Annotated in this window: 11 protein-coding genes; 2 read left to right on the top strand and 9 right to left on the bottom strand. The window is 73.5% G+C overall.

Going from position 1 to position 13,315, the window contains the following annotated elements; all coding sequences use genetic code 11:
- The first annotated feature begins 39 nt into the window (after positions 1–39).
- Both QSK36_RS24260 and QSK36_RS24255 read left to right on the top strand, forming a co-directional pair.
- On the top strand, positions 40–2,145 hold the full coding sequence (locus QSK36_RS24260; RefSeq protein ID WP_285783973.1) for an N-6 DNA methylase: 2,106 nt from the start codon (positions 40–42) through the stop codon (positions 2,143–2,145).
- A gap of 110 nt (positions 2,146–2,255) precedes the next feature.
- Positions 2,256–3,158 carry a serine/threonine-protein kinase gene (locus QSK36_RS24255; RefSeq protein ID WP_183535224.1) on the top strand — a complete coding sequence of 301 codons (903 nt, stop codon included), beginning with the start codon at positions 2,256–2,258 and terminating at the stop codon, positions 3,156–3,158.
- Between the two features lie 18 nt (positions 3,159–3,176).
- On the opposite strand, the gene QSK36_RS24250 is transcribed toward QSK36_RS24255, so the two are convergent.
- The 9 genes from QSK36_RS24250 to QSK36_RS24210 all read right to left on the bottom strand — a co-directional run bounded on the left by QSK36_RS24250 (position 3,177) and on the right by QSK36_RS24210 (position 13,173).
- Positions 3,177–4,220, bottom strand: a complete 1,044-nt coding sequence (locus QSK36_RS24250; RefSeq protein ID WP_285783972.1) for a DUF2293 domain-containing protein — start codon at positions 4,218–4,220, stop codon at positions 3,177–3,179.
- A 15-nt stretch (positions 4,221–4,235) separates the two neighbouring features.
- Positions 4,236–5,402: a rod shape-determining protein RodA gene (gene rodA, locus QSK36_RS24245; RefSeq protein ID WP_285783971.1), complete on the bottom strand. Its 1,167-nt coding sequence runs from the start codon at positions 5,400–5,402 to the stop codon at positions 4,236–4,238.
- Positions 5,403–5,463: 61 nt separating this feature from the next.
- Positions 5,464–7,560, bottom strand: coding sequence for a penicillin-binding protein 2 (mrdA, locus tag QSK36_RS24240; RefSeq protein WP_285783970.1), 2,097 nt, complete (start codon positions 7,558–7,560; stop codon positions 5,464–5,466).
- Positions 7,553–8,134, bottom strand: a complete 582-nt coding sequence (locus QSK36_RS24235; protein ID WP_285783969.1) for a rod shape-determining protein MreD — start codon at positions 8,132–8,134, stop codon at positions 7,553–7,555. The genes mrdA and QSK36_RS24235 overlap by 8 nt, the downstream gene beginning before the upstream one ends.
- Positions 8,134–8,970 carry a rod shape-determining protein MreC gene (mreC, locus tag QSK36_RS24230; RefSeq protein ID WP_285783968.1) on the bottom strand — a complete coding sequence of 279 codons (837 nt, stop codon included), beginning with the start codon at positions 8,968–8,970 and terminating at the stop codon, positions 8,134–8,136. The genes QSK36_RS24235 and mreC overlap by 1 nt, the downstream gene beginning before the upstream one ends.
- Positions 8,967–10,001, bottom strand: coding sequence for a rod shape-determining protein (locus QSK36_RS24225; protein ID WP_285783967.1), 1,035 nt, complete (start codon positions 9,999–10,001; stop codon positions 8,967–8,969). The genes mreC and QSK36_RS24225 overlap by 4 nt, the downstream gene beginning before the upstream one ends.
- 97 nt (positions 10,002–10,098) lie before the next feature.
- On the bottom strand, positions 10,099–11,100 hold the full coding sequence (locus QSK36_RS24220) for a serine hydrolase (protein WP_285783966.1): 1,002 nt from the start codon (positions 11,098–11,100) through the stop codon (positions 10,099–10,101).
- 91 nt (positions 11,101–11,191) lie between these two features.
- Complete coding sequence (locus tag QSK36_RS24215) at positions 11,192–11,902, bottom strand: response regulator (RefSeq protein WP_285783965.1); 711 nt, start codon at positions 11,900–11,902, stop codon at positions 11,192–11,194.
- The gene (locus QSK36_RS24210; protein ID WP_285783964.1) at positions 11,887–13,173 is read right to left on the bottom strand and encodes a sensor histidine kinase; all 1,287 of its coding nucleotides are present in this window, start codon (positions 13,171–13,173) and stop codon (positions 11,887–11,889) included. Before QSK36_RS24210 ends, QSK36_RS24215 begins: the two co-directional genes overlap by 16 nt.
- Positions 13,174–13,315: the final 142 nt, after the last annotated feature.

The raw sequence follows: 13,315 nt of genomic DNA, 5'->3' as shown, positions 1-13,315 counted from the left end.
GTTGAGTGACTTCACAAGCACGGTGCTAGTCTCATGTTCATGAGCCACGACGCCCAGGCCGACAACACAGCGGGCACGACGGCGCGCCCGGCCGTCAGCCCGCTCGAGGCCGCCGTCGAAGCGGCGGTCGAAGCGACCGTGAACGCGGGCGACATCGCCCGGCTCGCCGACGTCGGCAGGGCCGCGGTCAGCAACTGGCGCCGCCGGTACGAGGACTTCCCCCAACCGGTCGGAGGTACCGCCTCCAGCCCGCTTTTCTCGCTTCCCGAAGTGGAGGCGTGGCTGCGCAGGAACGGCAAGTCGTTCGAGGTGTCCCAGGGCGACCGCGTCTGGCAGCGGCTGCGCGCGTCGGCCGACGACCTGCGCCTGGGCGAGGTGCTGGGGGAGGTCGGGGCGTTCCTGCTCTACACGCTCCGCGACCCCGACGGCTGGAAGCGGCTGTCCGCCGCCCCCGACTTCGCCGTACGGCTCCCGGGTGCGGTGGCCGAGACGACCGCCGACCTGCCCCCGCGCGCGGGGGACGCGACGCCGGTCGAGCCCGGCCTGCTCCGGCTGGTCGCCGGGATGGCCGAGCGGAACGGCGTGGCCGGCACGTTCGAGTTCCTCTGCGAGCGGTACGCCGAGGCGCACAGCCGCAGGCTGGCACTGACCCGGCCCGACGTGGCCGCCCTGATGACCCGGCTGGCCTGCACGGGGGCGCGTACGGTGCTCGACCCGGCGTGCGGCATGGGCACGCTCCTGCTGGACGCCGCCGGGGCCGGTGGGGCGGGAGACGAGGTGCGGCTGCTCGGCCAGGACGCCAACGAGACGGTCGCGCTGCTCGCGGCGCTGCGGCTGCTGCTGCGCGGGCGGGACGCCCGGGTCCTCCCCGGGGACGCGCTGCGGCACGACGCGTTCCCTCCGGACCGGCCGATGGACGGGCTCGAGGACGTGCTCGCGGACGCGGTGGTGTGCGACCCGCCGTTCAACGAGCGGGCCTGGGGCCACGAGGATCTCATCGGCGATCCGCGCTGGCAGTACGGCATGCCTCCCCGGGGTGAGCCGGAGCTGGCCTGGGTGCAGCACTGCCTCGCCCACGTGCGGCCCGGCGGGCTGGTGGCCGTCCTGATGCCTGGCGCCGCCGCGAGCCGCCGCCCGGGACGCCGCATCCGGGCGAACCTGCTGCGGACGGGCGCGCTGCGCGCGGTCTTCACTCTGGTGCCCGGGGGTCCCGACCTGTGGCTGCTGCGCCGTCCCGAGCCGGGGGAGCGGCAGCCCGGGGCGATCCTGGTGGCCGACGCGGGAGACGACCCGGCCTCCGTCGAAGCGGTCTGGCGGGCCCACCTCGTGAAGAGCGAGCTCCCGCGCGGTGGCCGTACGGTCAGGATCATCGACATCCTCGACGACGAGGTGGACGTGAGCCCGGCGCGGCACCTGTCGCCCCGGGTCGACACGCGGGGCTTCCCCGTGGCCAGGGAGCGCTTCCTGGAGGCGGTCGCGGCGCTGGCCGACGACGTGCCCGACCTGGAGGTGCTCACCGGTGGCGCGGCGGGCTGGGACGCGTCGTGGGCGACGGTGGCCGAGATGGCCAGATCCGGGCTGGTCACCATCAGGCACTCGACGCTGCGGGCGCTGCCCGCCGATGCTTCCGAAGGCGAGGCGTCTGACGGCGGAGCGCCTGACGGCGGAGTGCCCGAGGGTGAGGTGCCCGAGGGTGGGGTGCCCGTGCTGACGGCCGACGACGTCGCGGCCGGGACGGCGCCGTCGCGGCGGATCCCGCGTGCCCCCGGCCTGGTCGCCGTACGACCGGGAGACGTCGTGGCGTCGGCCGTCACCGCGCGGATGGTCGCGGGGGAGGGGGCGGTCCTGGGCCCCCATCTCAGCCTTTTCCGCGTCGATCCGGACAAGGTGGATCCCGAGTTCCTGGCCGGGTTCCTGCGCTACGCGGCGGGCGGCGGCCGGCCGCATCTGGGCAGCAGCCGCGTGGAGGCCCGCCGGGCCCGCGTCCCCCAGCTTCCCCTGGCCGTCCAGCGGACGTACGGCACGGCCTTCCGGCGGCTGCTCGCCCTGGAGGACGGCCTGCGCGAGGCGGCCGCCGCGGGGGAGGCGCTCGCCCGCCTCGGCGTCGAGGGGCTGATCGACGGACGCCTCCGCCCTCATGGGTGACGCGGCGTGGAGCTTCCCAGCTGAGAGAGTCCTGTCCACCCGGCCGCTGAGCCCGAGCACCGCGGACGAATCCGGTAGCTTTTTCCCCGATAGGCCGACGGGAGGGGCGCATGGTCATCGGCGACCGGTATGAGCTGGACGACCTCCCCCTGGGGCAGGGCGGTATGGGCGCCGTGTACGGCGGGCACGACCGGCGGCTCGACCGCAAGGTGGCGGTGAAGTTCCTGCGGCTGCCCGACGGCCCGGACGAGGAGTTGCAGCGCCGGTTCATCCGCGAGGCGCGGATCCTCGCGAAGCTCGACCACCCCGGGGCGCCCGTCCTGTACGACTTCGGCACCTACGAGCAGCGGCTCTTCCAGGTCATGCAGTTCATCGAGGGCGTGACGGTCGCCGACCTGCTGAGCGAGCACGGCCCGCTGCCGGTGCCGTGGGCCGCGGCGATCGCCGCCCAGGCGTGCGCCGTGCTGACCGCCGCCCACGAGCTGTCGATCTGCCACCGCGACCTCAAGCCGACCAACCTCATGCTCTGCCCGGACGGCAGCGTCAAGCTGCTCGACTTCGGGCTCGCCATGCTGCGCGAGGCGGACGTCGCGGGGTTGACGGCGCAGTTCACCCGGATCGGGCAGATCCTCGGCACTCCGGCGTACATGTCCCCCGAGCAGATCCAGCGGGGTGTCGCCGGGCCGAAGAGCGACCTGTACTCCCTCGGCTGCGTGCTGCACGAGATGCTGACCGGCAACCAGCTGTTCACCGGGCCGACGGAGTACGCCGTGTTCGACAAGCAGGTGAAGGAACGGCCGCCCCGGGTTCCCGGGGTCCCCGCCGGGCTGGACCGTCTCATCGCCGAACTGCTGGAGAAGGAGCCGGACAACCGGCCGCCCGACGCGCACACGCTGTTCGAGCGGCTGCAGCCGTTCGCGGTCGACCTGCCCCCGCTGCCGGGCTTCCTCAACCCGTCGTCGGTCCCCAGCCCCGGGCGCATGTACGCCCAGATGGTCGGCCGCGTCCGCTGAAGGGTTCGCCGGAAGCGCTCAGGCGCGCCAGGCCGTCAGGACCTCCTCGACCCGGGGGCGGATCCGCTCGCGGGCCGTCATCCGCGGCGTCCCGGCCATCAGCAGCTCGTCGTAGTCGGTGTCCAGGTGGCGCACGCTCGCGATCACGGCGAGCGTGATGGCGTTCTCGTCCAGCACGCGGGCGGCGGCGGTGCGGCCCACCCGCCCGCTGCCGCGTACGGCGGCGTGCGCGGCGATGGCCTCGGCCCGCTCGGCCGGGCAGCGGGGGAACAGGCGGCGGATCTGCGCCGCCATCCTCGTCTGGAACTCGGCGTCCTCATCGGCGCGGCGCTCGCGGTCGCGTTCGCGGCGGCGCAGCCGCGCCTCCTCGTCGGCCAGGCACTGCTCCTCGGCCCGCGTCAGCGCCTCCTCCTCGACCAGGACGCCGAGCCGCTCGTATCTCTTGCGCCGCCGGTTGAAGCGGACCACCACGGCAGACAGGCCGCTCTCCTTCTTGGCGCGGCGGCTCAGCGCCGCGTTCCCCGCCGGGAGGAAGCACAGGTGATCCATGTCGGCGCAGGTCAGGCAGTGTGGCCGGTCGTCCTCCATGATCAGATAAGGCCCGGTGTCCCCGCATCCGGCGCAGGTCCACGCGTCCGGCGATGCCACGGCCACGAGGTCGGGGGCCTTGCTGTGCCGTTCGGTGATCTGCCGCCGCCGCGCCTCGCTCAGCTCCGGTGAGAGCCAGTGGACGCGGAAGGCGCGCTCCAGGTCCTTGTCGCCCGCCGCCGTGAAGCGCAGCGGCCGCCGGTCGCGGGTGCCCGCCGTGTACGCCGCCTCGCTCTCCACCAGGTCGCGGGACAGGGCCCAGGCGCGCAGATGCGACAGGGCCTCGGCCATCCGGCCGGTGTCCACGGCGGCAAGCCGTTCCAGGCTGTCGGCCCGGCCCTGCCGCCAGGTCTCCACATGGCGGTCGTGCAGCCACCGCAGGCCGGTGAGGACGTCGATCGGGGTCACGTACTTGCGAGTGGCCAGGGCGATCTCCGCCGCCTGGGCCACCCGTCCGCCGAGCTTGCTGCGCATTCCTCCAAGCCTGCCCTATGCCGGCGTGCGCGTACGCCGGTTCACGGCGGCCAGCAGCCCCACGGCCGCCAGGCTGGAGATCGTGGCCGACCCGCCGTACGACACGAACGGCAGCGGCAGCCCCGCGACCGGCAGCAGGCCCATGGTCATCCCCACGTTCACGAACGTCTGGAACGCCAGCCAGCACACCACCCCGCCGGCCACTGCCCTGCCGAACGGCGAGGGGCTCTTGGCCGCGATCCACAGGCCACGCCACAGCAGGGCGAGCATCAGCAGGATCACGCAGGCGGCGCCGAGGAAGCCGAGCTCCTCGCCCGCGACCGTGAAGATGAAGTCGGTGTGCTGCTCGGGCACGAAATGGCCCGCCGTCTGCTCGCCGTGGAACAGGCCCTTGCCGAGCAGGCCCCCGGAGCCGATCGCGATCCTGGCCTGGGTGGCGTTGTAGCCCATGCCCATCGGGTCGGCGTCCGGGTCGGCCAGCACCATCAGGCGCTGGAGCTGGTAGGGCCGGATGAGGTCGAGCCGCCACACCAGGAGCAGTCCGGCGGCCCCGGCGGCGGCGAACGCCGCGAACCACCTCTTGGGCGCACCGGACACCACGATCATCCCGGTGGTCAGCACCAGGAAGACGAGCGCGGTGCCGTGGTCGGGCTGCAGTGCGATCAGCCCGACCGGCAGCGCGGCGAGGCCCAGGGCGAGCAGCACGGCCCCGGCGCCCGGCCTGCGCTCGCCGTCGCGCGGCTCGCCCAGCGCCGTCGCGAGCGCGAGCACCGTGGCCGCCTTGGCGAACTCGGACGGCTGGAACTGCAGCCCGTCACCGAGCACGATCCAGGCGTGCGAGCCGTTGATCGTGCGGCCCAGCGGGGTCAGCACGGCGACCAGCCCGGCCAGCCCGAGCAGGTACAGCACCGGGACGTAGGCCCGCAGCACCCGCAGGTCGATTCGCGAGACGGCCCACATGAGCACGAAGCCGATGCCCACGCTGAGCGCCTGCCGCTGCGGCAGCGTCGAGCCCGGCTCGTTGCGGGTGGCCGACCACACGAGCAGCAGCCCGATCGCCGACAACGCGGCCGCCGGCAGCACCAGCCCCCAGGCGGGGAGGAAGGCGAGGCGCGCCCACCCCCTGCGCCTGGTCGCCCGGCTCGCCGGCAGCCGTACGGACAGGGGACCGAGCGCCGTCATCGCGCGCCTCCAACCAGCTCAGCCCTGCCCGTCTGACCGCTGCCCGTCTGAGCCCTGCCCGTCATCGCGCGCCACCCTCCCCGGCGGACGCGACGGGAGGAAGGGAGGCGGACCGCGTCCCCCTGTCGTCCTTCTTATCCTTCTTGTCCTTCTTGCCGTGCTTCTTTCCGTCGTGCTTCTTCGCCTTATGGGTCAGGGCGGCGATGCCCTCCCAGATCTCGCGGGCGGCGGGGGCCGCCGTGGTCCCGCCCGTGCCGCCCTGCGAGACGACGACCACCACGACATACTTGGGCTTCTTCACCGGGCCGAAGGAGGCGAACCACGAGGTGTCCTGCCTGCCGTACGCCTCGGCGGTGCCGGTCTTCCCGGCGACCGGCAGGCGCGTGAACGAGTACCCCTCGAACGCGCCCGCGGCCGTGCCCGTGCGCGGCACGCCGGCGAGCGAGTCGCGGATGAACCGCAGCGTCTTGCGCGAGACGTCGATCTTCCCCACCACGGGCGGGGTGATCGTGCGGACCACCGTGCCGTCGGGGCGCACGACCTGCTTGCCGATCCTGGGGCTGAAGACCGTGCCGCCGTTGGCGAGCGCGGCGTACCCGCGGGCGAGCTGGAGCGGCGTCACCAGCACGTCGCCCTGGCCGATCGAGAAGTTGGCCGCGTCGCCTGCCCACCAGACCCCGCCGGAGCGGCAGTTGTCGGCGGCGAGCGCCTTGAGGTAGGCCGCCCGCTTGCGGTCGGACATCTCCGGATAGCCGGTCTTGGCGCGACGGCAGGAGTCCGCCTTGGTCCGCTCCCAGTTGGCCTTCTTCCAGGCGCGGTCGGGCACCCTTCCCTGAGCCTCGTGCGGCAGGTCGACGCCGGTGGGCGTGCCGAACCCGAACTCCCTGGCCATCGCCTGCATCGGGTCCTTGGGGTGTTTGACCGGCTTGAGCCCGCCGTCGCGCTGCCACATCCTCTCCGCGAAACGGTAGAAGATCGTGTCACAGGACACCACCAGGGCCCGGTGCATGTCCATCCGGCCCAGTTCGGCGCTCTCGAAGTTGTGGAACACCCGGCCGCCGATCTTGTAACCGCCCGGGCAGTCGTAGGAGGCCCGCAGCGAGTAGCCCGCCTTCGCCGCCGCGGCCGTCGAGGTCACCTTCCAGGTGGAGCCCGGCGGCCACTGCCCCTGCACGGCGGCGCTGACCAGCGGCAGGTCCTCGTAGTCGTGCTGCGAGATGCCCCCGGTCCACACGCCCGGGTCGTAGGTGGGATAGTCGGCGATCGCCGTCACCCGCCCGGTCCTCGCCTCCAGCACCACCGCCGCGCCACTGTCGGCGGGCTCGCCCCGCTTGCGCGCGGCGGTCACGGCCCGGGCCAGCGCCCGCTCCGCCACCTCCTGGATGCGCGCGTCGACGCTGGTCACCAGCGTGTCCCCGGCCACGGCGGCCTCCTCGCGGATCAGGCCGGTGATCTTGCCCGTGCTGTCCACCGCCACCTCTCTGATCCCGGTGCGCCCGGCCAGCTCGCGGTCGTACTGCGCTTCGAGGCCGTCGCGGCCGATCAGCTCCGGGCCGCCCTCGGGGTCGTCGGGCGAGGGCGGCTGCAGGTAGCCGAGCACGTGCGCCGCGGCCGAGCCGAGCGGGTAGGTCCTGACCGGCCGCAGCGCGGTGCTGACACCGGGGAACTCGTCCTGCCGCTCCGCGATCCACAGCGCCGTGCGCACGCTCACGTCGTCCGCGACGACGATCGGCTGGTACGGCGAGCCGGGCCAGCACGGCCTGGGCACGTCCCCGGCGCACAGCCGGGCCCGGTCGGCGATCTCCTGGTAGGGCCGGCCCAGGGCCCGGGCGAGCCGGGCCAGCACGTCCTTCCCGCCGTCGGGCTGGTGGATGAGGGCCATGTAGTCCACCGACACCTGCGGTCTGGTCTCGTTGGCCACCAGCGGCCGGCCGTGTGTGTCGAGGATCCGCCCCCGCACCGGCGGCAGGACGACCGAGCGCGCCCGCGACTCCGTGGCCGCCCTGACATACGACGGGCCGGTGACGATCTGCAGGTACCACAGCCGCCCGAGCAGGGTCAGCATGAGCGCGGTCACCACCGCGAACACGAGCGTGAGGCGGCCCTGGGGCCGGTTGCGACCCCGGTTGAGAGGGCGCTGCTTGACGCTCCTACGCAAGCCGCCTCCCCCGCGCGTACGGATCACGTGAACCGTCCCATGATCTGGGCACCCGCCCGAACGACCGGCGGCGGGGCAGCAGGGCGAGCGCCGCCGCCACGAGCGCGGCCAGGCCGACGGTCCAGGCGACGGCGCCGGGCGCGAGGGCCGCGCCCCACGGCGTGCCGTCGAGCAGGGCCGCGAGCACGCCCGCGGCGAGCGTCGCGCCCAGGGCCACGGCGGCGGCGACGGCGGCGCGCCGCCCGGCCGTGCCGTCCGCGGCGACCCGTGCGCACACCCACCCGGCGAGGCACATGACGAGGGCGAGCCGCCCTATGGTGTGGTCGGCGGGCGGCGCGATGTCGGCGGCCAGGCCCGCGGCGAACCCCAGGAACGCGCCCGCTCCTCCCCCCGCGGCGCCCCGCTCCGGCAACCCCCTGGTCTCCGGCCGGGGCCGCAGATGCGGCGCGAGCGCGACGACGGCGACCAGCACGACGTCGGGGTGGCCGCCGGGCAGCGACAGCCCGTTGACCACGGCGACCTGGAGCACCGGTGCGACGAGGACGACGAGCACGGACAGGACGACCGCCTTCATCACGCCCCCTTCGCCTTCTTCGAGCCGCTCTTCGCGGCGTCCGTATCCCCGCTCCCGGCATCGCCTTCGCCGGCGGACGCGTCCGCCGTCGCGCCGTCCGGCTGCGGTCCCAGCACCACGGTGACGAGGTCGAGCGCGGTGAACCGGGCGAAGGGACGCACGAGCGCCGTCCTGGTCAGCGCGTCCGGCGCGGGCTCCACCGTGATCACCGCGCCGATCGGCACGTCCGGCACGTACGGCCGCATGTCGCGCGAGCCCAGCGTCACCACCCGGTCGCCGGGCTTCACCTCCGCGGAGGGGTTGAGCAGGCTCAGCCGCAGCAGGCCGCGCTCGGGGACGCCGGTCACCAGGCCGACCTCCCGCGAGCCCTCGAGCCGGGCCCCGATCGAGGCGCCGGAGGCCGTGGCGAGCTGGACCGTCGCCGTGCCCGGGCCGGATCGCAGGATCCGGCCGACCAGCCCGTCACCGTCGAACACGGTCATGTCGCGGTCCACGCCGCCGTCGGAGCCGGTGTCGACGGTGACCGTGCCGTCCCGGCCGAAGCCGATGACGTGGGCCGACGCGACCTGATAGCCGTCCGCCCTAGCGGGGGACGGGGTCGTGCGGCGGGCGGCCAGCAGGTCGGCGCGCAGCCGGGCGTTCTCGCGTTCGAGCTCCTCCAGGCGCCGCTCGCCCGACGCCCAGCGGACGCCGGCGGACGCCGCGTCCTCCAGCCCGCCGTACACGGCCGACCCGAACGCCCGCAGCGGTTCGAGTGGTGTGACGGTGTCGGCTGCGATCAGGGCGGCGGAGACGAGCGCCAGCAGCGCGGGCGCCCGGCGACCGGCGGCCCTCATCGACGCGTTTCGGGGAGGAACACGTCCTGCATGTCGTCGAAGCGCTCGACGCACCGGCCCGCGCCCAGCACCACCGACTGGAGCGGCTGGTCGACGAGGTGGATCGGCATGCCGACGGCCTTTTCGAGCCGTTCGGCGAGCCCGTCGAGCAGCGCGCCGCCGCCGGTCAGCACGATGCCGTTGTCGATCAGGTCGCCGGCCAGCTCGGCCGGGCACTGGTCCAGCGTGGTCTGCACGGCGTCGACGATCGTCTGGACCTGGTCCTCGATCGCCTCCCTGACCTGCGCCCGGTTGATCGTCGCGGTCTTGGGCAGGCCGGTCACCAGGTCGCGGCCCCGGATCGGCAGCGGTGTGGCGTCGTCGCCGCCGGGCCGCGCGCTGCCCAGCTTGATCTTGATGTGCTCGGCCGTGCGCTCGCCGAGCATCAGGGAGTGCTCCTTCTTGACGTAGTTGACGATCGCCTCGTCGAGCTCGTCGCCGCCGACCCGCACGGACTTCGACACGACCACCCCGCCGAGCGAGACGATCGCGACCTCCGTCGTGCCGCCGCCGATGTCCACGACCATGTTGCCGGTCGTGTCGCCCACGTTGAGTCCCGCGCCGATCGCCGCGGCCATCGGCTCCTCGATGATGTGGACGCGGCGGGCGCCCGCCTCGTACGCCGCCTCCCTGACCGCGCGCTGCTCGACGCTCGTGGTGCCGCTCGGCACGGCGACGACGACCCGGGGCCTGGCCAGGTAGCGGCTCTTGTGCGCCACCTGGATGAAGTGCCGCAGCATGCGCTCGGCCGCGTCGAGGTCGGCGATCACGCCGTCCTTGAGCGGGCGCAGCGTGGCGATGTGGGGCGGGGTCCGCCCGATCATCTCCTTCGCCGCGGTCCCGACCGCCACGATCCTGTCCGTGTGCAGGTTGATCGCCACCACCGACGGCTCGTCGAGGACGACGCCCTTCTTGCGCACGTACACGAGCGTGTTGGCCGTGCCGAGATCGACCGCCATGTCCCGGCCGAGCAATCCCCACGGGAAACCCATCGCCGACCAGCTTTCAGAGAGGAGGGAGAGCACGCGTGATCGCTGCCCGGCGGCCCCGCCTCTAAACAGAACGGTCCCTCCCGTACGAACCGGACCGCTAGGCGACGCTGAGATAGAGGTCTCTCGCCAGCTTCGTCACCCGCTCGGCCGACTGCGTGAAGGACGCCCCCGAGGGCTGCAGGGTGAGCACCACCATGATCAGCCGGTCGCCGATCACGCCAGTAGTGTGGAGCACCGGACGGCCGAAATCAACCGGGTTGCCGCCCATTGTGACTGCCCCGATACGGTCCGACGTCGCCCGTGCGCGGGTGCATTTGATAGGAGGAACCGCGCCATACCCGGACCAGCCCTGCTTGATCGCCCAGGGTCGGGGAACGGCGCGGGGGATGCCGAAGAACTGGTCGAAACCGTCGCGAGCGCACTGGGACGCCTTGCGCAGATTGCCGAGGACGAAGTCGCGGACGCGGGGCTCGGCCCGCCGCAGCAGATACCGGTAGACGAGCGCGATGTCGGCCGCGCTGATGGCGGTGTAGCCCCAGAAGCCGGGTTTGGCGGCGGGCGGCGCTGAGGTTTCGGTCAGGCCGATCCTGCGCGCCATGCGTCGCACGATCTCGCCCTGGCCGCCGCGCCGCCACAGGGCCGTCGCCGCGTCGTCGTCGCTGCCGCGGAGCATGGGCGTCAGCAGCGCCATGTCCCCGGCGGGGATCGTCCCCCTGTGCCGTTCCAGGTAGTCGGTGGCGATGAGGATCTTCACCACCGACGCCGACCGGAACCGGTGGTGCGCCTGCCTCTGGGCGACCGTCCTGCCCGTGGTCACGTCGACCACGGCGTACCCCGCCGTCACCCCGGCCGGCACCCGCACGGGCTTCGCGGGGGACCGGACCGGGCGGGCGGCCGACGCGTCCCTGGTCGCCGGCCCGCTCGCCCCTGCCGTCGCGCCGCGGCCGGCGGAGCCGGTCGGATCGGAGGAGGGGGCTGTCGCCTGCGCCGCCGTCGTCCCTGCCGGGCCCGCGCCGCGGCCGTCCGCCGCGCAGCCGGTCAGGAGCGCCGGGAGCGCGGCGGCGACGGCCAGGACGGCGGCGGTTCTCGATCGCGTCACCCGACCATGCCTACCAGATCGCCTGTCGCCCGATGTGCGGAAATGTCGGGTGCGGCTTTCTCTTTCCCCCTCGGGGTCGATGCGGGACGGCTCAGGCAGGCGTACTCCCCGGCGGCCGGTCGGCGAGCGAGCCCGGGGTGATCAACCCGGTCTCGTAGGCGAGCACGACCGCCTGAACCCGGTCCCTGAGGCCGAGCTTGGACAGGATGCGCGCGACATGAGTCTTCACCGTCGTCGGGCTGAGGCTCAGCCGGTCGGCGAGCTCGGCGTTGCTCAGCCCGGTGGCGAGCAGGCGCAACACCTCCAGCTCCCGGGGCGTCAGCTCCGACAGATCCCGGTGGACGGCTGCTCTGGCCTCGTCACGGCGGGCGAACCGCTCGACCAGACGGCGGGTGATCGTCGGTGCGAGCAGGGCGTCCCCTGCGCGCACCAGACGCACCGCGGCCACCAGGTGCTCCGGTGTGACGTCCTTGAGCAGGAAGCCGCTGGCCCCTGCGGTGAGTGCGGCGTAGACATAGTGGTCGACGTCGTAGGTGGTCAGAATGAGAACGCGCGTCTCGCCCGGGTCGGCAGCCATGATCTGCCGGGTGGCTTCGAGGCCGTCCATCCGCGGCATCCGGATGTCCATCAGCACGACGTCCGGTCGGGTACGCCGGACGGCGGCGACGGCTTCCGCTCCGTCGGCCGCCTCGGCCGTCACCTCGATGCCGTCGGCGGCGAGGATCATCCCGAACCCGCTGCGTACCAGTGCTTGATCGTCGGCGATGACCACGCGCGTCGGCCCGTTCACGTAGTGGCCCACGGAACCCGCGCCTTGATTCGGTAGCCGCCGTCGCTCCGCGGTCCGGCCTGCAGGGTGCCGCCGTAGAGGGCGAGCCGCTCCCGCAGCCCGATCAGGCCCCGGCCCTGGCCGTCTCCCGCACGGGCCGTCAGCCTGCCGCCGGTGTCGGTGATCTCGATTTCCAGCCAGCCGCCACGGTGGCCGATGGCAACGGACGCCGCCGCACCGGCCGCGTGCTTGATCGTGTTGGTCAGGGCCTCCTGGACGACGCGATAGACGGCCAGCTCCACCCCGGGCGGCAGCGGACCGGGCGGCGGAGAGATCTCGACGCCGACCCGCACTCCGGCTGCGCGAACCCGTTCGATCAACGAATCGAGCTGGTCGAGTCCCGGTTGCGGTTCGAGCCCGTCGGCACTGCTGCCCGCCCGCTCGCTCTCCGGCCCGGCCAGCAGTCCCATGACGTTGCGTAGTTCCGCCATGGCGGCTCGGCCGCCGGCTTCGACCGCCAGCAGGGCCTGCTTCGACTGAGCCGGAGCCGTGTCCATCACCGCGCGTGCCGCACCGGCCTGGATGACCATCACGTTCACATTGTGGGTGACGACATCGTGCAGTTCGCCGGCGATCCGGGAGCGCTCTACCTGGACGGCCTCGCGCATGGCCTCCTCCTGGGCGCGCTGCAGTTCGGCGACCCGGCGGCGGCCGGCGTCGAGCTGCCGCCGCCAGGATCGGACGAAAGCGGCGGCGACTCCGGCGCTCATCAGTACCACGAACGGCCCCAGCCAGCTTGGCAACGCCGGGACGGAGTCCCGGAAGGCGGCGCCCGCCAGCACGGTGGCGAGGACGAGTGCCCCGACGGCCGGCGCCCGGTGCGTGCTGTGGGCCACCGCCCCGTAGGCGGCGATGGCGAACGTCAGCACGGTGATCCACGTCGCGTCGTCACGGGTGCCCAACGCCGCGGCCAGCACCACCCAGAAGGTGATCAGCGGGTACAACCGTCGCACCGCCAGCGGCAGGGCCGTCAGAACCACCAGGAGCGGAAGCGGGCCCGAATCCTGCTGGTCGTCGGCGGTGACCAGGGGCCGCTCCAGGAGGTCGGGCGCGGCGTCGCTGCTTCGCGGCGGTGGAGAGGGCCGCAGCCGCAAGGGTTCCAGCAGGGAGGGCGGCCGCCCTTCGACGCGATGGGCACCGTCTGTCGCGCCCGCCGTCGCGGCCACTGCGGCAACGGTCAAGGCGATCGCGAGCAGCAGGTCGGCGAGGAGCGACCGGCGCGAGGCCCGGGCGGGTTTCCCCACTGGGCGGAGCGCATCCAGCCCGAACCGCCGCCATCCACGTCGTTCGCTCGCTGTCACCGATGCATTGTCCCGACCGCACGGCACGTCCCGCATCAGCCCCGATGACCGGATTCGACCTCCGCCAGAAGTACATCGGAAGGAC

This window comes from Microbispora sp. NBRC 16548 (assembly GCF_030268985.1).
In the GTDB taxonomy this organism is placed as follows: Bacteria; Actinomycetota; Actinomycetes; order Streptosporangiales; family Streptosporangiaceae; genus Microbispora; species Microbispora catharanthi.
This window is presented reverse-complemented; position numbering and strand designations above follow the sequence as displayed.

What these genes read in the sequence shown, in the direction of transcription:
- QSK36_RS24250 (WP_285783972.1), bottom strand. Translation starts at nt 4,220, where the DNA reads ATGCGCAGCAAGCTCGGCGGACGGGTGGCCCAGGCGGCGGAGATCGCC.
- rodA (WP_285783971.1), bottom strand. Translation starts at nt 5,402, where the DNA reads ATGACGGCGCTCGGTCCCCTGTCCGTACGGCTGCCGGCGAGCCGGGCG.
- QSK36_RS24235 (WP_285783969.1), bottom strand. Translation starts at nt 8,134, where the DNA reads ATGAAGGCGGTCGTCCTGTCCGTGCTCGTCGTCCTCGTCGCACCGGTG.
- QSK36_RS24225 (WP_285783967.1), bottom strand. Translation starts at nt 10,001, where the DNA reads ATGGGTTTCCCGTGGGGATTGCTCGGCCGGGACATGGCGGTCGATCTC.
- QSK36_RS24255 (WP_183535224.1), top strand. Translation starts at nt 2,256, where the DNA reads ATGGTCATCGGCGACCGGTATGAGCTGGACGACCTCCCCCTGGGGCAG.
- mreC (WP_285783968.1), bottom strand. Translation starts at nt 8,970, where the DNA reads ATGAGGGCCGCCGGTCGCCGGGCGCCCGCGCTGCTGGCGCTCGTCTCC.
- QSK36_RS24260 (WP_285783973.1), top strand. Translation starts at nt 40, where the DNA reads ATGAGCCACGACGCCCAGGCCGACAACACAGCGGGCACGACGGCGCGC.